Here is a 17334-nt window from a genome sequence, read left to right on the forward strand (position 1 = left end):
GGACGCCATGGCGTCCCTTTTGTTTCATATGGCCACTGTGCGTTGCCAGTGCCCGAACCATCAGATCCCCTGACGGGCTTCCTGCATCAGCAGACGCATATCGCTCACGGCCTTGGCCAGACCGTCGAAGGCGGCGCGGCCGATGATGGCGTGGCCGATGTTGAGCTCATAGAGCTCGGGGATGGCGGCGATGGCCTTGACGTTGTGGTAGTGCAGACCGTGGCCGGCATTGACCTTGAGCCCCTTGCCAGCGGCATAGGAGGCACCGGCGGCGATACGCTTGAACTCGGCATTGCGCTCGGCATCTGTGGTGGCATCAGCGTAACGGCCGGTGTGGATCTCGATAAAGGGGGCGCCACTCTCGGCAGCTGCATCGATCTGGATGGGATCGGCGTCGATAAAGAGGGATACCTGAGCCCCCACCGCGGAGAGACGGGCAACGGCATCAGTCACCTTGGCCAGCTGACCGGCCACGTCCAGACCGCCCTCGGTGGTCACTTCGGTGCGCTTCTCCGGCACCAGACAGACGAAGTGAGGCTTGATGCGGCAGGCGATGCCGATCATCTCTTCGGTCACCGCCATCTCCAAATTCATTCTGGTCTGAATGGTCTGACGCAGGATCTCCACATCGCGGTCGGTGATGTGGCGGCGATCTTCTCGCAGATGCACTGTGATGCCATCGGCCCCGGCCTGTTCGGCCACGAAGGCGGCCTGTACCGGATCCGGATACTGGGTGCCCCGGGCGTTGCGCAGGGTGGCGATATGGTCGATGTTCACACCCAGATAGATTTCACTCATTGAGAACTCCTTGAAAGGCTTCATCTGTTGACTGCGCGGTCAGCGAATCACCCCGCGCCAATATCCGTATGTCTGTAATCTGTGTCAGCCTTGGATGCTGGCTTTGCGTTTTAAAAACAGCTCCCGGCTCTTTAACTGGCGTTTGCCCAGATAGGGTTGCAGCGCCAGTCGGCTGAAACGTTTGGCCGCCTGCAGCAAGGGAGGGGTATCGAAACGTCCCTCGGCAAAGGCGAGCAGGTGGGCACCGAGAAACAGGGTACGGGGATCCGGCGCCCGCTCGCAAGCAACAAAGCCCAATTCACGCTCGAAGCCATAGAGCAGGGTCGGCTCGATGGGCGACTCGTCATCCGCCGTGTACTCGAAATCCACCGCATAGCCGAGCGCCTGCAGCAGCAGAAACTCGAAGCGGCGCAGCGGCAGCTCAGGCGTCTCGCCATCGGCCAGCGCCATGATGGCACGGGCATAGGCATCGAACACCTCGGGGAACGGGGTGTGCGCTTCCAGCAGGTAGTAGACCAGCTCGTTGAGATAGAGACCGTAGAAGAGGCGATCGCCACCGAGACGCAGGGAGTGGTCGGGACATTCAACCTGGGTGAGATTCTTGAGATCCCCCTTGCCGCGCCAGGCGATGGTGAGCAGGGTAAAGGGTTGCAGCAGCCCCTTGAGAGGGGAGCGTGGCCCGCGAGAACCGCGAGCCACCAGAGTAAAGCGGCCACTATCCTGGGTAAAAACCTCGACCAGCTGGCTGGTCTCACGATAGGGCCGGCTATGGATTACGAAAGCCGGGGTCAGCAATCAGTCAGCGCCACTTAATCGTCACCGTAGCCAAGACTGCGCAGGGCGCGCTCGTCATCGGCCCAGCCGGATTTGACCTTGACCCACAGCTCGAGGTGCACCTTGTTCTGGAACAGCCGTTCCATATCGAGGCGCGCTTCGGTACCGATGGTCTTGATCTTCTCGCCCTTGTTGCCGATGACCATCTTCTTCTGGCCATCGCGCTCGACCAAAATGAGGCCGTGGATGTGATAGATACCGCTCTCTTCCACCTTGAAGCGCTCGATCTCCACCGTCACCGAGTAGGGCAGCTCCTCACCGGTGAAGCGCATCAGCTTCTCGCGGATGATCTCGGAGGCCATGAAACGGGAGGAGCGATCGGTCACGTAATCTTCCGGGAAGAAGTGGACGTTTTCCGGCAGCAACGGCTTGGCCCACTCGCGGATCTTCTCGACGTTGGTGCCCTTCTGGGCACTGATGGGCAGGATATGGGCGAAGTTCATCTGCTGGCCCAGCCACTCGAGGTGGGGCAGCAGCTCCTCCTTCTCCTTGACGTTGTCGATCTTGTTGACCGCCAGCACCACCGGGCACTTGAGATTGCGCAACTTGCCCAGCACCATCTCGTCATCTTTGGTCCAGTGAGTGCCGTCCACCATGAATACCACCATGGCCACGTCCCCCAGCGAACTGGTGGCGGCGCGGTTCATCAGGCGGTTGATGGCCCGTTTCTCTTCAATGTGCAGACCCGGGGTATCGACATAGATGGTCTGGTAGTTATCCTCGGTGTCGATCCCCAGGATCCGGTGACGGGTGGTCTGGGGTTTTTTCGAGGTGATGCTGACCTTCTGGCCAAGCAGCTTGTTGAGCAGGGTGGACTTGCCCACGTTGGGGCGGCCCACGATGGCGACAAAGCCGCAGTAGGTTGTATCTGTCATGACAGTTTTTCCAATGCTTGCTGCGCCGCGGCCTGTTCGGCCTTGCGGCGGCTGGTGCCGACCCCTTTGATCGGACCATCCAGACCTTCTACGTCACACTGGACGGTGAACTCCTGGTTGTGGGCTTCGCCCTTGACGTTGGTCACTGTATAGGTCGGCAGGGATTTGCGACTTCCCTGCAGAATTTCTTGCAGACGGGTCTTGGGATCCTTCTGCTCGATGCCCGGCTTGATCTCCTCCAGACGGCTGGTGTACCAGCCCAGCAGCAGAGTCCGTACTGTCTCGAGATCACTGTCCAGATAGACGGCGCCAATCACCGCCTCGACCGTGTCGGCCAGGATAGATTCACGGCGAAAACCGCCACTTTTCAGCTCGCCCGGCCCCAGGATCAGGTGATCCCCGAGGTCAAACTCGCGCCCCAGCTCGGCCAGGGTCTTCTCGCGCACCAGAGTGGCACGCATCCGGCTGAGATCCCCTTCCGCCGCTTGCGGGAAGCGGTGGAAGAGATCGTCGGCAATCACCAGACTCAAAATCGAGTCACCCAGAAATTCCAGTCGTTCATTGTGACGGGAACCGGCGCTGCGGTGAGTCAGCGCCCGGGTCAGCAGTTCCAGATCCGCAAAGACATGCCCGAGACGGGACTGCAGTCTGTTCATCTTGATATTCATTTACTTGATTCCGCCAATGCGGTTGAAGCGCACACCTGTCGGTACCCAACTTGGCAGCAGGGAGCCTTCTTCGCGCTCGAATTCAAAACTTATCCAGATAGCGACCGCCTTGCCGACCAGATTCTGCTCGGGCACAAAGCCCCAGAAGCGGCTGTCGGTGCTGTTGTCGCGGTTGTCGCCCATCACGAAATACTGGCCTTCCGGTACCACCCACTCGTCGGGGTAGGTGCCGGGCTGGCGATAGTAACGGCCAACCATGTCGGGCATCAGCGGATTGCGCAGGGTCTCGTGGGAGACATCACCCAACTGCTCGGTATAGCGGTCAAGGGGGATCCCCATCTGGGTAAATTCGCCTCTTTGTTCAAACTTGACGTCGAGCTTCTTGAAGCCCGGGCACGTTTTCCCTTCCTGCTCCTCGCACTTGGGCCGAATCATCAGCTCCTTGTTGCGATAGATAACCCGATCACCCGGCATGCCGACCACCCGCTTGATGTAGTCAACGCGCGGTTCAAGGGGATACTTGAACACCACCACGTCGCCACGCTTGGGCTCGCCAGTCTCGAGGAACTTGGTGTTGGTCACCGGGTCCCGCAGACCATAGGCAAATTTTTCCACCAGGATGAAGTCGCCCACCAGCAGGGTGGGCATCATGGAACCTGACGGGATCTGGAACGGTTCAAAAATGAACGAACGCAGGATCAGCACAAAGGTGATGACCGGGAAGACCCCGGCGGTCTGCTCAATCCAGACCGGCACGGGGGCGACCTTGGCCAGGGTCTTCTCATCCAGGTGGGCACCGCCATGGGCACGAGCCACGGCAATCTTGGCGGCGCGCTGCTTGGACCAAATCATCTTGTCCAGACACCAGATAACACCGGTGATCGCGCAGACCACCACCAGGATCAGGGAAAACGTGCTTGCCATCTATTAATCCTTTCCGACGTGGAGAATCGCGAGGAAGGCTTCCTGCGGCACGTCGACACGGCCGAGGGACTTCATCCGCTTCTTACCTTCTTTCTGCTTGTTCAGCAGTTTCTTCTTACGACTCACGTCACCACCGTAGCACTTGGCGGTTACGTCTTTACGCAGAGCCTTGACGGTGCTGCGTGCGATGATCTGGTTGCCGATGGCCGCCTGAATGGCGATATCGAACATCTGGCGCGGGATCAGCTCGCGCATCTTCTCCACCACCTGACGACCGCGATACTGGGCGTTGTCCTTGTGGGTGATGATGGCCAGGGCATCGACGCGCTCACCGTTGATCATGATGTCCAGACGGACCATGTCGGAGGTTTCGAAACGCTTGAAGCCGTAGTCCAGCGAGGCGTAACCGCGACTGGTGGACTTCAGACGGTCGAAGAAGTCGAGCACCACTTCCGCCATCGGGATTTCATAGGTCAGTGCCACCTGTTTGCCGTGATAGACCATGTTGGTCTGCACGCCACGCTTCTCGATACAGAGGGTGATCACGTTGCCCATGTACTCCTGCGGCAGCAGGATATGACACTCGGCGATCGGCTCGCGCATCTCCTTGATGCTGGTGATGGCAGGCATCTGGGCCGGGCTGTCGATATGGATGGTGGAGCCGTCGGTCAGCTCGATCTCGTAGACTACGGTCGGCGCCGTGGTGATCAGATCCAGATCGTATTCACGCTCCAGACGCTCCTGAATGATCTCCATGTGCAGCATGCCGAGGAAGCCACAACGGAAGCCGAAGCCCAGCGCAGTGGAGCTCTCCGGTTCGAAGAACAGGGAGGCATCGTTCAGGGAGAGCTTGTCGAGGGCGTCACGGAACGACTCGTAGTCATCGCTGGAGATGGGGAACAGACCCGCATAAACCTGCGGCTTCACCTTCTTGAAGCCAGCCAGCGCCTTGTCGGCACCATTCTTGGCCTGAGTCAGGGTATCGCCCACCGGCGCGCCGTGGATGTCCTTGATACCGCAGACAACCCAACCTACCTCGCCACAGCCCAGCCCCTGGGTATCCACCTGCTTGGGCGTGAAGATACCGATACGATCGACACCCCACACCTGACCGGTGCTCATCACCTTGATCTTGTCGTTCTTCTTCAGGGAACCGTTCTTGATCCGCACCAAAGAGACAACGCCCAGATAGGAGTCGAACCAGGAGTCGATGATCAGCGCCTGCAGCGGGGCATCTGGGTCACCTTCCGGCGCCGGGATCTTGGCGACGATCTCTTCCAGCACTAGGTCAACACCCAGGCCGGTCTTGGCGGAGCAGCGCACCGCATCGACCGCGTCGATACCGACGATGTCTTCGATCTCCTCGGCAACCCGCTCGGGTTCTGCAGCCGGCAGGTCAATCTTGTTCAGCACCGGCACCACTTCCAGATCCATTTCCATGGCGGTATAGCAGTTGGCCAGAGTCTGTGCCTCAACCCCCTGGCCGGCATCCACCACCAGCAGCGCCCCTTCACAGGCCGCCAAAGAGCGGGAGACCTCGTAGGAGAAATCCACGTGGCCCGGGGTGTCGATAAAGTTCAGCTGGTAGGTGTTACCGTCTTGTGCCTGGTAGTTCAGGGTCACACTCTGTGCTTTGATGGTAATGCCGCGCTCGCGCTCCAGATCCATGGAGTCAAGCACCTGAGCCTGCATCTCGCGGTCGGACAAGCCACCGCAAGTCTGGATCAGACGGTCCGACAGGGTCGATTTACCGTGGTCGATGTGCGCAATAATCGAAAAGTTACGAATGTGTTTCATCGAGCAAGAGTCACTCAAAATTAGTTAAGGTCAGTTATGGAGGCGCGATTTTACTGGATAACCCGGCTGACGGCCATTCTTTAGTCGCCAGCGCCAGTGAAATAGCGCCTGTTCGGTCAGGGGAGGATGCGGACAGGGACTACCACGCCGAGCATCTGCGGGCCGTAGCGCCCCTGATCCAGGCGGTTGGAAAAGTAACGAACCAGTAAAAAGCCCAGCACGCCCCCCAGCAGGCAGCAGAGAATGGTGATCCCCTCCCCGCCCGAGAGCAGCGGCGCCAGCCAGAGCTGCCCCAGCAAGGCGCCGGCCAACAGACAGAACAGCGGCAGCACATAGACCAGCGCAGCCCCGCGCAGCAGACTCTCCTGCGGGATACCGAGCCTCACTTGTTGGCCAACCCGCACCTCGGCGGTCAGCCTGACTCGCAAGCGGGGAGCTTTCAGGGGAAACGCCTTGGCCACGGTGCCGGTACCGCAGTTGGATTGCTGCTGACAACCACTGCAGGCGGAGCGACGCTCGCACTCCACCCAGGCATGGTCACCCTCAATGGCCACCACGGTCGCCAGCTCTTCACTCATCTCATTCACGGCAACACCTCGGGTTCACACAATCAGGGGATCTGACCACGACTCGCCACGCTCGGCAAGCGGGAAACAACCCCGCATCCCCCGTTACTGCACCGCTTCGTTGCGAGCCAGCGGCTGGACCGACTCGGCGATGCGCTTGGCGGTCTCGGCAGGCACCTCGCCGACCACGGTGATCTCGACCCCCACCTCATTGACATAGCTCACCAGCGAGGTCGCCCCTTGGCGGATCAGCTGCTGGCGCACCGCCTGCTTGGGATCGACCCGGGAGACATAGACCGAGAGATCCACCAGCCCGTCGGAGAGCATCATGTAATCCACCGGCATACTGGTGGTCACCAGCTGGTGCCGGTCTTGCGACAGCACCTTGAAGCCATCGGGCAACCAGGTGATCTGCCAGTTCAACTGCTGTTGCGGTGCTGGATAGGCATCCTCCAGTGCAAGCGCAGGAGGCTGCTTGCTGTTTGCCAGCCTAACCAACCAGGGGGACGGTTTCTGTTGCAATTGCAAATCAACTCCCAGCACCTGCTCCACCAAACTGCCCTCCCGCTCCACCATATCGACTCGCAGCAACAGGTGACTACGCTCGTCAATCCAGAGTACAAAACCATATTTGTCAGCTTCTTTGGGCACTAATCTGACGACTTGAGTGACCTCGCCAGCCACCCGGCTACGGCCAGCCAGCACAGGATCATAACTCTCCAGCACCTGTGCCAGCGGCATCTTTACCAACGTCGACCAGATACCGGGGAAGCGGGCATCCTTCAAGGTGTAGGGGTCATGGCTGTTCTCGAAAAAGGTGAACTCGTTCTGACGCTGGAGATACTCGATGGCCTTGCCGTCAAGGTAACTGAGGTGGGCTACCTCCTTACCATCAATCACGGCATGGCTGATCCGGATCGGCTCAAGACGCCCCTGACGGGCCTTGACCATAGACAACTCGAAATTCTGTTGCTGCACGGCACTCTGCATCTGCTGCAACAAGGCCTCGGCCGACTTGTCGTCGGCCGAGGCCTTGGCGCTGATCAGCAGGAGAGAGGCCAGCAAAATACGGCTGTACTGGCGCACGTTTATATCCCTGACAACTCGTTATTGTTGGATCTGTCTGTCTTGCAACAGGCGCTGCTGTAACTGGTGATCACGCAGGAAGGCATTGATACGTTCACGCTGCTCCTGCATCTGCTGTTCGGTCATTCCCTGTTGCGGCCGAACGCGGTTACCCTCTTGCGGATAGTGGACGCTCACTGGCGCAGCACTGCCACCGATAGGTATGGTATTGAGCACAGGGTTGTTCGGTACGCCGTCCTGACCCTGGTACTGTTGCACCCCGAAAATCACGGCCGCGGCCACAGAGGCTGCGATGGCATATTGTCCCAGCTGCTGGCCGACCCGACGAAACAGGGGCACCACATTGTTGGAATCTGTCTTGATCGGTGCAACGACCGGTTGTACCACCGACGCAGTCTCAACCGGCTTGGGTGCCAGTATGGTGGGCTCATCTTCCAGTGCAGCCATGATGCTGTCACTGAGATCCAGTTGCAGATTGACCGGCAGGTCACCCCGCATGGCATCGCCGATCAGGTGGTAACGACCCCAGGTAGCTTGCAAGTCGGAGTCCATCTCCAGCTCGTTCAGTACCTCTGCGTCACTCAGGTCACCATCCATCAGGGCAGAGATTTGCTCTTTATTTGCCATAAGTTAACCCGTCTTTCCCCAGTTAATTCTCGATCAGAGGTTGCAGCTTTTTATCGATTGCTTCCCTCGCCCGGAAGATACGGGATCTGACCGTACCCACAGGGCAATCCATGATTTCGGCAATCTCTTCATAGCTCAGCCCTTCCAGTTCGCGAAGGGTGATCGCTGTCCTCAGGTCTTCCGGCAATGCCTCTATGGCTGAAAACACGGTGCGTTTGATCTCGTCAGTCAGCGCCAGGTTTTCGGGGGTTGAGACCTCTTGCAAGGCTTCACCACCGCCATAAGACTCCGCTTCGTCAGCCTCCACATCACTGCTGGGCGGCCTGCGCCCCTGGGAGGTGAGATAATTCTTCGCCGTGTTCACGGCAATTCGGTACAACCAGGTGTAAAAAGCACTCTCGCCACGGAATGTCGGCAATGCCCGGTAGGCTTTTATGAAGGCCTCTTGTGCCACATCGGGCACATCGCCGGGATTGTTGACATACCTGGCAACCAGGTTGACCACCTTTTGCTGGTATTTTTTTACCAACAGGTTGAAAGCTGCTTTATCGCCGCGCTGGACCCGTTCAACCAGTTGTTCGTCCAGTAGATTCTGGTCGCTCATCAGAGCCGTAAAACCCCCATCAGGTTATCGTTCTTCTTTTCCGGCCCTTCCTAAGCGCACAAGTTCAGACAGGGAGAATCAGAGAAAGTTCGCTTCAATTGAAAAAAATGTGATGCAGGCTGCATCCTCGCCCTCGCTTGGGCTACCATGGTGCCAGTTCTTAATCCAGGCCAATGATACTTATGAAAGCAAGTGTTGAATACCTTTGCGATGTACTGATCATTGGCAGCGGTGCCGCTGGTTTGTCCCTCGCGTTGCGATTGGCAGACCACGCCAAAGTCCTGGTTCTGAGCAAGGGGCCCATCAGTGAAGGGGCCACTTTCTATGCGCAAGGAGGCATCGCTGCCGTTTTCGACGAAACCGACAGCATCGAATCCCACGTGAGCGACACACTCAACGCCGGGGCAGGGTTGTGTGACCCGGCCGTGGTCGAGTTCACCGCCCGCCACGCCCGCGAGTCCATCCAGTGGCTCATTCAGCAGGGGGTCCCCTTCGATCAGGAGGAGAACGCCGAGGGCGAGTCCCAATACCACCTCACCCGGGAAGGGGGCCACAGCCATCGCCGCATCTTCCACGCGGCGGATGCCACCGGCAAGGCGGTACAGCTCACCCTGATCGATCAGGTGCGCGCTCACCCCAACATCCAGCTGATGGAGCGCTTCAACGCGGTCGACCTCATCACCACCCGCAAGCTCGGCCTGCCGGGCAACAAGGTGCTGGGCGCCTACGTCTGGAACCGCAACGCCGAGCAGGTCGAGGTGATCCGCGCCCGCTTCGTGGCACTGGCCACCGGCGGTGCTTCCAAGGTCTACCAGTACACCTCCAACCCCGATGTGAGCTCTGGCGATGGCATCGCCATGGCGTGGCGGGCCGGCTGCCGGGTGGCGAACCTGGAGTTCAACCAGTTCCACCCCACCAGCCTGTTCCACCCGGATGATCCCAACTTCCTGCTGACCGAAGCACTGCGTGGCGAGGGGGCCTATCTGCGCCGCCCGGACGGCAGCCGCTTTATGCCGGAGTTTGACGAGCGGGCCGAACTGGCGCCACGCGATATCGTCGCTCGCGCCATCGACCACGAGATGAAGCGGCTCGGGGCGGATTGCATGTATCTGGATATCAGCCACAAACCGGCCGATTTCATCATCAAGCACTTCCCGACCATTTATGAGCGCTGCCTTGCGGTCGGTATCGACATCACCAAGGAACCGATGCCCATCGTCCCAGCCGCCCACTACACCTGTGGCGGAGTGATGATCGACAGCAACGGCCAGACCGATATTCCCGGCCTCTACGCCATCGGTGAAGTGACCTACACCGGGCTGCACGGTGCCAACCGCATGGCCTCCAACTCCCTGCTGGAATGCGTGGTCTATGCCCATCAGGCGGGGGCCGACATTCTGGCCAAGCTGCCGATGAGTGTGGAGCCGCCGCGCCTGCCGGTGTGGGACGAGAGCAAGGTGGAAGATTCCGACGAACTGGTGGTGATCCAGCACAACTGGCACGAGCTGCGGTTGATGATGTGGGACTACGTGGGGATAGTGCGTACCAACAAACGCCTGGCCCGCGCCAAGCGCCGCATCGACCTGCTCAAGCAGGAGGTGCAGGAGTACTACGCCAACTTCCGCGTCTCCAACAACCTGCTGGAGCTGCGCAACCTGCTGCAGGTGGCCGAGCTTATCGTCAACTGCGCTCTGCAGCGCAAGGAGTCCCGCGGCCTGCACTACAACCTGGATTATCCGGATATGCTGCCGGACTCCAAACCGACCGTACTGACCCCGGAGCGGGATTAATCCCCTTCCCGCAAAGCGTTACAGCAATCAGTGACCCCGCCCCGGCGGGGTCACTTGTTTTCAACCGCTTTTCAGCCACAACAAGAGTGCCGCCAACCACATGGCAGCAGCTTATCGCGATAAATCAGCGCATGGTCATCACGGGAAGCAGGCGTCAGCGCCGGGATGGCAGAAAGTGGATGGCTCGCGCCAGCAGGCGGTAATGTTCGGGGGGAAGGGCGTCGGAGAAGAGCCACAGTTGTCGTGGCGACACGGCTCCACTCTCTTGCGGCTCGGGACAAAGAGCCAGCCTGAGCACACCGGGCAGAATGCGGCTTTTCTTGCCGAGCTGATAGCGACGCCCTTGCCACTGCAGCCACTGGCCATCCCAGATAAGCTCCAAAGGAGGCTCGGCGAGTGTCCGCCAGCTCAGCCAAAGCGCCACCAGCCAGATGGGCAGCAACAGCACCCACTGCCAACCGGTAATCAGGCCAGCCACCGGCCAGAGCAACAACAGAAAGAGGGCCACCAACAGATATCGCTGATGGCGGGAGGGGTGAACCGTCATGATCACCCGCTCCACGGTATTACCCCTGGCGATCGTGACGAGCCTGATTACGCTCCAGGATCATCTTGATCATCGTGGCGAAAGCTGGATCACTCGGGATGGCATGACCCATGGTCCAACGGAACAAGTCCGGATCATCGCTCTCCAGCAAGCGGATAAAGGTCTGCTGATCGGCTTCGCTCAGGGAGTCGAACTCGTGTTCGAAAAAGGGCATAAAAACAACATCCAGCTCGAGCATGCCACGGCGGCAGGCCCACTTCAGACGGGATTTTTCAACTGGGCTCAACATGGAACTCTCCTTACAAAGACCCGAGGATGGTACCAGCTGGATTTTCCGGCTGACAAACATTAGTTACGTCTTTACCATGCAGGTCACATACTTTCTCTCTGGAATACCATCGTGAGCCTGCAACCCCCTGTATTTCCTGCCGAGCCGACCCGCTTCGCCCTGACCAAGATAGCCATCACCCGACTGAGTGGTCAGGATCGCGTCAAATATCTGCAAGGTCAGGTCACCTGCGACGTCAACGCCCTGCAACCGGGGCAGAGCACGCTGGGTGGTCACTGTGATCCCAAGGGCAAACTGTGGAGCGATTTTCGCCTGCTCTGCCTTGAAGAGAGCCTGCTGCTGCTGACCAGCCCCTCTGTGCTGGAGCGCCAGCTGCCGGAGCTGAAGAAATTCGCCGTCTTCTCCAAGGTCGAGATCGCCGCCGACGAACGCCACGCCACCGGCCTGGCTGGCAAGGGTACCGATGCGTGGATCGCCGCGCAGTTTGGTCTGGAGCAAAGCGGCCTTATCGCTGGCGGCATGGCGGTGAAGATCGAACAGGATCGCTGGCTGCTGGTAAGCACTGAGCAAGCCGATGCGCTGCCGGCGGGTGACGAATCCCTCTGGTGGGGTCTCGAGATCAAGGCGGGCCTGCCGCACATGGAGGCAGTGCATCAGGGGGAGTTTATCCCGCAGATGCTCAACCTGCAGGCGCTGGACGGCATCAGCTTCAACAAGGGCTGCTACATGGGGCAGGAGACAGTGGCCCGCGCCAAGTATCGCGGCGCCAACAACCGCGCCCTGTTCCTGCTGGCGGGCACTACCGGCGAGCCGGTTGCCAGCGGCGATACCCTTGAGCTGCAACTGGGTGACAACTGGCGTCGCAGCGGCATGGTGCTCAACGCCTGGCAACAGGCCGGGCAAGTGTGGCTCACCGCCGTACTGCCGAAAGATACCGAGGCTGACGCCCAATTCCGCCTCAAGCAGGACGAAGGCTCCCGCCTCACCCTGCAACCCCTGCCTTACGCCCTGACCGAGTAAGGTCGGCTAGCGAGGCACCCGCGCCAGCAGTGCCTCCTTCAGCCAGCGCCCCGCCTGCCCCAGCGGGCGGGCGCGATGCCACTGCAGCTCCAGCGCCAACGCATGGCTGGCGATAAAGTCCGGCTCCAGCACCACCACTTCGCCCCGCTTCAGCGGCTGATGCAGCAGAAATTCCGGGATGGCGGACCAGCCAAGGCCCCGCTTGACCAGCTCCAGCACCCCGAGATCCCCCTCGACCCACCACACCTGAGCCGAAATGCGAAAACGCTGACGCTCGCTCCCTTCACGTCTGCCAGTCACCATCAGCTGGCGCGCCCCCTGCAGATCGACCTCCCGCAGCGGCTGCTTGCGGGCCAGCGGATGATCCGGTGACACTACCAGCGGCATGGTTACCTCCCCCAGCGAACGGGCAACGATCTCCCGCTGGGGATGCACCTTCTGATAGCTGATGCCGAGCTGGGCCCGGCCGGTCACCAGCATCTCGGTCACATCTTCCATCAGCGGGAAGAGCAGCTCCAGCTCCACGGTCGGGTAACGAGTGGCGAACTCCTCCAGCAGGGTGCCGAGCCAGGGGAGGTGGGAGTCATCATCGATGGCCAGAGTGAGCCGCGTCTCCACCCCGGCCGCCAGCTCCCCGGCAATGGATTGCAACCGTTCACTCTGCGCCAGCAGGATCCCCGCCTCCTGCACCATGCGGGCCCCCGCCTCCGTCAGCTGCGGATAGCGGCCGCTGCGGTCAAACAGGGTGAGCGCCAGATCGATCTCCAGATTGGCGATGGCGCTGCTCACCACCGACTGCGCCTTGCCCAGCTTGCGGGCGGCAGCGGAAAACGAGCCGGTTTCGGCGGCCGCCAGCAAGATCCTCAGTTGTTCCAGTGATGGCGTCATCTTATAGCCCTCCTGCAAGCTCTCTAATCCATCCATTTTAGCGATGGATACCAACATGAATCTATCGCTAAATATCTATAGATTAACCAGCAATCCGTGAATAAATCTGATTGAGAGAGTGACTTATGCGTACCCGTAACGATCGCCTGCGCCATGCCATTGGCTTTGAATTCATTGGCCTGCTGATTGCCGCCCCGCTGGCCAGCTGGGTTACCGGGGTCGGGCTCAACCATATGGGCCCGCTGGCACTGTTCTTCTCGGTGCTGGCCACCGTCTGGAACTACATCTACAACCTCGGGGTCGACAAGCTGCTGCTCAAATATCAGGGCCATACCCACAAAACCCTGTGGCAACGGGTGCTGCATACCTTCGGCTTTGAGGGCGGTCTGCTGATCGTCGCGCTGCCGGTCATGTCCTGGTGGCTGAGCGTCAGCATGCTGGAGGCGCTGGTGCTGGATCTGGGCTTCGTCGTCTTCTACCTGATCTATGCCTTCGTCTACAACTGGGGCTATGACAAGGTGTTCCCCATCCCCCGCGAAGTGCCACACGGCATACCACAAGAGGCTCGCTAAGGCACGAATCAGTTGGATTGAAACCGAGAAGTGAAGGTCAACAAGGGAAGGCAACAGAAGAAACGACACGGCCCCATCATGGCAGACATGATGGGGCCGCAAGAGGGGTCAGCGCTGGCAGGCCGGCTGATTCAGAGGTCAGGATTCAGGCCTGCCCGTCGCTCAAGCCCGGGCCTTGAGCTCTTCGCCGCTCTCGTCAGTTGCGACAGCCTCTTCAGGCTGCGCCTGAGCGGCCTGCAGCGCTTCCAGCTCGCTCTGATAATCGCTCAGGATCTGCTGGGCAACAGCCATATCTCCCTTGTGTTTGCGCTCGAACAGATGGTGCTGCACCACGCCGTTGAGATACTCCACCGTGATGGGCTGATCAAGGGTTCCCATCAACTCCTCTTTCTCCAGCTCGGCATTGATTTCATCGGCGGTAGTGCGCAACAGCCCGGCCAATTGAACCAACATGCGGCGCTCACCTTCGCGCAGCAGGCTCAACATGCGGTTTCTCTGCTGCTCATTCTGTTGGGTCATACATATCCTTACGTCAATTGGGAACAAGCCCGCCCATTCTGCCCTGTCCCCATGACAGCGTCTATCTCATGCCCCCCACAAATTTTTAGCGCTGGCTCACAAATGGCTACAGATGCTATTTGAAGCGGCTCTGGGGTATAGTAGCCGCTGATTTTCGGGCGCTTTTTACCTTCATCCGCATAGACAAGGGATGACACGGCAAGGGCGCCTACCCGGTTTACCCCAACGAGGTGAAGATCCGCTTTATGACCGACGCCATTGTGGTGCTCTGCACCTGCCCAGACCAAACCCGTGCCGACCTTCTCTGCGAACAGTTGCTGAACCAGCGGCTGGCCGCCTGCATCAATCAGCTGCCGGGCGTCACCTCCGTCTATCGCTGGCAAGGCAAGGTGGAGCGCACCACCGAGATCCAGCTCATCATCAAATCCCGCCAGTCGCGCTTTACCGAGCTGCAGGCATGCATTCAAGCCCATCATCCCTATGATGTGCCCGAGCTACTGGCCCTGCCGGTGAGTGGCGGACTGCCCGCCTATCTCGACTGGCTGAATGAGGAGACCTCATGACGCTCACCCGCCTGCTCTCTCCTCTGCTGCTCTGTGCCCTGTTGATGACGACAGTGGGCAGCTCCCCGGCCCACGCCAGCGGCTCCGATCTGCTCAGCTCGCTGGGCATTGAGGCCAATGCCAAGCCCAAATTTTTGCAGGTCGATGAGGCCTTTCAGATCGAAAGCGAACAGCGCGGCGATCAGTTGCTGCTGACCCTCCACATCGCCGACGATTACTACCTCTATCGCCACAGCCTGCATTTCAAGGGGAACAACCTCAGCTTCAGCGAGCCGACCCTGCCAGAGGGGACCGAGCATGAGGATGACTTCTTCGGCAAGACCCGGGTCTACTACCAGCAGGTGAGCATCGCGGTGCCGCTAAAGGAGGTGGGGGAAAACGCCACCCTGCGGGTGCGCTATCAGGGCTGTACCGACGGCCTCTGCTACCCGCCGACTGACAAGCTGATCGATGTGGCCCCGCTGGTCACGGCAACCACAACGTCCACTGCTGAAACGGCACAAAGCGTCGCATCTGTGAGCCAGCAAGATCAGCTGGCCGCCGCCCTCAGCCATCAGGGGTTCTGGCTCAGCATCGTCGCCTTCTTCGCACTGGGGCTGGGGCTCGCCTTCACCCCCTGCGTCTTCCCCATGTACCCGATCCTGACCGGCATCATCGCCGGTGCCGGTCATCGCCTCTCCACCGGCCGTGCCTTCCTGCTCTCTCTGGTCTATGTGCAGGGGATGGCGGTCACCTACACCCTGCTGGGGCTGGTAGTGGCCTCGGCGGGTCTGAAATTCCAGGCGGCGCTGCAACACCCCTATGTGCTGATCGGTCTATCGGTGATGTTCGTGCTGCTGGCCCTCTCCATGTTCGGGCTCTACACCCTGCAACTGCCGAGCAGTTTGCAAACCCGTCTCTCCGGCCTCTCCAACCGCCAGCAGGGTGGCTCTGTGGTCGGGGTCGCCATCATGGGGATGATCTCCGGACTGGTCTGCTCCCCCTGCACCACGGCGCCGCTCTCGGGGGCGTTGATCTACGTGGCCCAGAGCGGCGATCTCTGGCTCGGCGGCGCCGCGCTCTATGCGCTCTCACTGGGGATGGGCCTGCCACTGCTACTGCTCGGCACCTCGGGTGGCAAGCTGCTGCCCAAGGCGGGCGCCTGGATGGATGTGATCAAGCAGCTGTTTGGCTTCGCCCTGCTGGCGGTGCCCATCCTGCTGCTGTCACGACTCTGGAGTGATCAAGTTACTACCCTCGCCTGGCTCGCCTGGGGGCTGCTGCTGTGCGGCTATCTCTATCACCACAACCAGCACCAACCCCACTCGGTGGCCAAAAGCGTACGCGGTTTCGTGCTGTTGCTGGCGATGATCAGTGCCGTGGTGGTGGGCAAGGATCTGCTGCAACCGGCCGCCCCTGCTGCCGTCACGGCGGATGCCAGTCAAACGGCGCCGCAGTTTGTCCGCATCAAGACCCTGGATGATCTCAAGGTGCAGCTGGCCGCCGCCCGCGGCAAGCCGGTTCTGCTCGACCTCTACGCCGACTGGTGCGTCGCCTGCAAGGAGTTTGAACACAAGACCTTCAGCGACCCCGCGGTGCGGGAGCGCTTCAGCCAAATGGTGCTGCTGCAGGCGGATGTCACCGCCAACGACGATGCCGATATCGAACTGCTCAACAGCCTCAATGTACTGGGGCTGCCGACCCTCATCTTCTTCGACCGCGAGGGCAAGGAGCTGACAGGCCAGCGGGTCACCGGTTTTATGGGGCCGACCGAGTTTCTGGGCAAACTTGATCAGCTACGCTGACCAACGGCGCCCCTGTCGACAGGCAGGGGCCGCCTCATGCGTTACGCACTGATTTTTCTGGCAATCCCTTGTATATGACTGGCAGCATGGCAGAATTTGCCCTTCGATTGTCTCGCCCGTCCGGAGTTTTGATGAAAAAGTGGTTCATCCCCCTGCTAGCCCTCTGGCTTTATGGCTGCAGTGCAGGGCCCGGTGAAGAGGATATCCGGAGCCAAGTTACCGCTAAGTTGCTGGCCGAGACAGACGCCAACCTGTTCGATATCAGCGACTTCACCATCCTCGGCAAGGAGGAGCGGATGGAGGGGGTCTATCTGGTCAAGGTAAGTTACCAGCTCCACTTCAAGCAGGGACTCGATCAGTTGCAGGTGTTGCACGACGAGGATCTGGTCTACGACCGGGTTGGCCCCTTCCAGCAGGAGATGGGGCTGATGGAGCTCGAGCGCAAATATGGCGAGTTCGAGGCGGGCCAGGTGCTGCCACAAGAGGCCGAGGTGTGGATGATGAAGGACGAACAGGGGTGGCGGCTGGCGGAACCGGCCCAATAAAGCGCTTTCCGCCCCTTATGCTCTGCAACGGCGAGGCT

Annotated in this window: 20 protein-coding genes; 6 read left to right on the plus strand and 14 right to left on the minus strand. The window is 60.0% G+C overall.

Annotation, left to right across the window (positions count from 1 at the left end; translation table 11 throughout):
* Nucleotides 1-60: 60 nt before the first annotated feature.
* The 10 genes from pdxJ to rpoE all read right to left on the minus strand — a co-directional run bounded on the left by pdxJ (nt 61) and on the right by rpoE (nt 8779).
* The gene (gene pdxJ, locus G5154_RS19745; protein ID WP_005340919.1) at nt 61-798 is read right to left on the minus strand and encodes a pyridoxine 5'-phosphate synthase; all 738 of its coding nucleotides are present in this window, start codon (nt 796-798) and stop codon (nt 61-63) included.
* A gap of 84 nt (nt 799-882) precedes the next feature.
* Nucleotides 883-1593 (minus strand): DNA repair protein RecO, encoded by a 711-nt coding sequence (recO, locus tag G5154_RS19750; RefSeq protein WP_041210624.1) that lies wholly within the window; start codon nt 1591-1593, stop codon nt 883-885.
* A 14-nt stretch (nt 1594-1607) separates the two neighbouring features.
* Entirely contained in the window at nt 1608-2507 is a 900-nt protein-coding gene (era, locus tag G5154_RS19755; RefSeq protein WP_033112795.1) for a GTPase Era, read from the minus strand.
* Nucleotides 2504-3175, minus strand: coding sequence for a ribonuclease III (gene rnc / locus G5154_RS19760; protein ID WP_421251540.1), 672 nt, complete (start codon nt 3173-3175; stop codon nt 2504-2506). The genes era and rnc overlap by 4 nt, the downstream gene beginning before the upstream one ends.
* The gene (lepB, locus tag G5154_RS19765; protein ID WP_005335395.1) at nt 3176-4099 is read right to left on the minus strand and encodes a signal peptidase I; all 924 of its coding nucleotides are present in this window, start codon (nt 4097-4099) and stop codon (nt 3176-3178) included.
* 3 nt (nt 4100-4102) lie between these two features.
* Nucleotides 4103-5896, minus strand: coding sequence for a translation elongation factor 4 (gene lepA, locus G5154_RS19770; protein WP_005335396.1), 1794 nt, complete (start codon nt 5894-5896; stop codon nt 4103-4105).
* A 116-nt stretch (nt 5897-6012) separates the two neighbouring features.
* Entirely contained in the window at nt 6013-6474 is a 462-nt protein-coding gene (locus tag G5154_RS19775) for a SoxR reducing system RseC family protein (protein ID WP_040068038.1), read from the minus strand.
* 93 nt (nt 6475-6567) lie between these two features.
* Nucleotides 6568-7548, minus strand: a complete 981-nt coding sequence (locus tag G5154_RS19780) for a MucB/RseB C-terminal domain-containing protein (protein WP_005340930.1) — start codon at nt 7546-7548, stop codon at nt 6568-6570.
* Nucleotides 7549-7569: 21 nt separating this feature from the next.
* Nucleotides 7570-8175: a sigma-E factor negative regulatory protein gene (locus G5154_RS19785; protein ID WP_005340931.1), complete on the minus strand. Its 606-nt coding sequence runs from the start codon at nt 8173-8175 to the stop codon at nt 7570-7572.
* A gap of 22 nt (nt 8176-8197) precedes the next feature.
* A complete protein-coding gene (gene rpoE / locus G5154_RS19790; RefSeq protein WP_042062096.1) occupies nt 8198-8779 on the minus strand; it encodes an RNA polymerase sigma factor RpoE in 582 nt (193 codons plus the stop codon).
* 182 nt (nt 8780-8961) lie between these two features.
* Between rpoE and nadB the strand changes: the two genes are divergently transcribed.
* Nucleotides 8962-10569 carry an L-aspartate oxidase gene (gene nadB / locus G5154_RS19795; RefSeq protein WP_216980204.1) on the plus strand — a complete coding sequence of 536 codons (1608 nt, stop codon included), beginning with the start codon at nt 8962-8964 and terminating at the stop codon, nt 10567-10569.
* A 154-nt stretch (nt 10570-10723) separates the two neighbouring features.
* Here nadB and G5154_RS19800 read toward each other — a convergent pair whose 3' ends face one another.
* Nucleotides 10724-11116: a protein YgfX gene (locus G5154_RS19800; protein ID WP_421251541.1), complete on the minus strand. Its 393-nt coding sequence runs from the start codon at nt 11114-11116 to the stop codon at nt 10724-10726.
* 19 nt (nt 11117-11135) lie between these two features.
* Nucleotides 11136-11405: a succinate dehydrogenase assembly factor 2 gene (locus tag G5154_RS19805; protein ID WP_236348725.1), complete on the minus strand. Its 270-nt coding sequence runs from the start codon at nt 11403-11405 to the stop codon at nt 11136-11138.
* Nucleotides 11406-11516: 111 nt separating this feature from the next.
* Here G5154_RS19805 and ygfZ point away from each other — a divergent pair, with 111 nt between their 5' ends.
* Complete coding sequence (ygfZ, locus tag G5154_RS19810) at nt 11517-12425, plus strand: tRNA-modifying protein YgfZ (RefSeq protein ID WP_421251542.1); 909 nt, start codon at nt 11517-11519, stop codon at nt 12423-12425.
* A 6-nt stretch (nt 12426-12431) separates the two neighbouring features.
* Here the strand turns inward: ygfZ and G5154_RS19815 are convergent, their stop codons facing one another.
* The gene (locus G5154_RS19815) at nt 12432-13313 is read right to left on the minus strand and encodes a LysR family transcriptional regulator (protein ID WP_042080104.1); all 882 of its coding nucleotides are present in this window, start codon (nt 13311-13313) and stop codon (nt 12432-12434) included.
* Nucleotides 13314-13438: 125 nt separating this feature from the next.
* Here G5154_RS19815 and G5154_RS19820 point away from each other — a divergent pair, with 125 nt between their 5' ends.
* Nucleotides 13439-13885: a PACE efflux transporter gene (locus G5154_RS19820; RefSeq protein WP_421251543.1), complete on the plus strand. Its 447-nt coding sequence runs from the start codon at nt 13439-13441 to the stop codon at nt 13883-13885.
* Between the two features lie 162 nt (nt 13886-14047).
* Here the strand turns inward: G5154_RS19820 and G5154_RS19825 are convergent, their stop codons facing one another.
* On the minus strand, nt 14048-14404 hold the full coding sequence (locus G5154_RS19825) for a hypothetical protein (RefSeq protein ID WP_216980201.1): 357 nt from the start codon (nt 14402-14404) through the stop codon (nt 14048-14050).
* 245 nt (nt 14405-14649) lie between these two features.
* Between G5154_RS19825 and cutA the strand changes: the two genes are divergently transcribed.
* From cutA to G5154_RS19840, 3 genes are all read left to right on the plus strand, one after another.
* Entirely contained in the window at nt 14650-14967 is a 318-nt protein-coding gene (gene cutA / locus G5154_RS19830; protein ID WP_337073329.1) for a divalent-cation tolerance protein CutA, read from the plus strand.
* The gene (locus tag G5154_RS19835; RefSeq protein WP_337073330.1) at nt 14964-16751 is read left to right on the plus strand and encodes a protein-disulfide reductase DsbD; all 1788 of its coding nucleotides are present in this window, start codon (nt 14964-14966) and stop codon (nt 16749-16751) included. The genes cutA and G5154_RS19835 overlap by 4 nt, the downstream gene beginning before the upstream one ends.
* A 131-nt stretch (nt 16752-16882) precedes the next feature.
* On the plus strand, nt 16883-17296 hold the full coding sequence (locus G5154_RS19840) for a hypothetical protein (RefSeq protein ID WP_058058537.1): 414 nt from the start codon (nt 16883-16885) through the stop codon (nt 17294-17296).
* Nucleotides 17297-17334: the final 38 nt, after the last annotated feature.

It is taken from the genome of Aeromonas sp. 600527, assembly GCF_049175415.1.
Classification (GTDB): Bacteria; Pseudomonadota; Gammaproteobacteria; order Enterobacterales; family Aeromonadaceae; genus Aeromonas; species Aeromonas veronii_A.

What these genes read in the sequence shown, in the direction of transcription:
- G5154_RS19805 (WP_236348725.1), bottom strand. Translation starts at nt 11,405, where the DNA reads ATGTTGAGCCCAGTTGAAAAATCCCGTCTGAAGTGGGCCTGCCGCCGT.
- G5154_RS19840 (WP_058058537.1), top strand. Translation starts at nt 16,883, where the DNA reads ATGAAAAAGTGGTTCATCCCCCTGCTAGCCCTCTGGCTTTATGGCTGC.
- lepA (WP_005335396.1), bottom strand. Translation starts at nt 5,896, where the DNA reads ATGAAACACATTCGTAACTTTTCGATTATTGCGCACATCGACCACGGT.
- pdxJ (WP_005340919.1), bottom strand. Translation starts at nt 798, where the DNA reads ATGAGTGAAATCTATCTGGGTGTGAACATCGACCATATCGCCACCCTG.
- era (WP_033112795.1), bottom strand. Translation starts at nt 2,507, where the DNA reads ATGACAGATACAACCTACTGCGGCTTTGTCGCCATCGTGGGCCGCCCC.
- G5154_RS19785 (WP_005340931.1), bottom strand. Translation starts at nt 8,175, where the DNA reads ATGGCAAATAAAGAGCAAATCTCTGCCCTGATGGATGGTGACCTGAGT.
- G5154_RS19775 (WP_040068038.1), bottom strand. Translation starts at nt 6,474, where the DNA reads ATGAGTGAAGAGCTGGCGACCGTGGTGGCCATTGAGGGTGACCATGCC.
- G5154_RS19820 (WP_421251543.1), top strand. Translation starts at nt 13,439, where the DNA reads ATGCGTACCCGTAACGATCGCCTGCGCCATGCCATTGGCTTTGAATTC.
- G5154_RS19800 (WP_421251541.1), bottom strand. Translation starts at nt 11,116, where the DNA reads ATGACGGTTCACCCCTCCCGCCATCAGCGATATCTGTTGGTGGCCCTC.
- cutA (WP_337073329.1), top strand. Translation starts at nt 14,650, where the DNA reads ATGACCGACGCCATTGTGGTGCTCTGCACCTGCCCAGACCAAACCCGT.
- nadB (WP_216980204.1), top strand. Translation starts at nt 8,962, where the DNA reads ATGAAAGCAAGTGTTGAATACCTTTGCGATGTACTGATCATTGGCAGC.
- G5154_RS19825 (WP_216980201.1), bottom strand. Translation starts at nt 14,404, where the DNA reads ATGACCCAACAGAATGAGCAGCAGAGAAACCGCATGTTGAGCCTGCTG.
- G5154_RS19835 (WP_337073330.1), top strand. Translation starts at nt 14,964, where the DNA reads ATGACGCTCACCCGCCTGCTCTCTCCTCTGCTGCTCTGTGCCCTGTTG.
- rnc (WP_421251540.1), bottom strand. Translation starts at nt 3,175, where the DNA reads ATGAATATCAAGATGAACAGACTGCAGTCCCGTCTCGGGCATGTCTTT.
- G5154_RS19815 (WP_042080104.1), bottom strand. Translation starts at nt 13,313, where the DNA reads ATGACGCCATCACTGGAACAACTGAGGATCTTGCTGGCGGCCGCCGAA.
- rpoE (WP_042062096.1), bottom strand. Translation starts at nt 8,779, where the DNA reads ATGAGCGACCAGAATCTACTGGACGAACAACTGGTTGAACGGGTCCAG.
- lepB (WP_005335395.1), bottom strand. Translation starts at nt 4,099, where the DNA reads ATGGCAAGCACGTTTTCCCTGATCCTGGTGGTGGTCTGCGCGATCACC.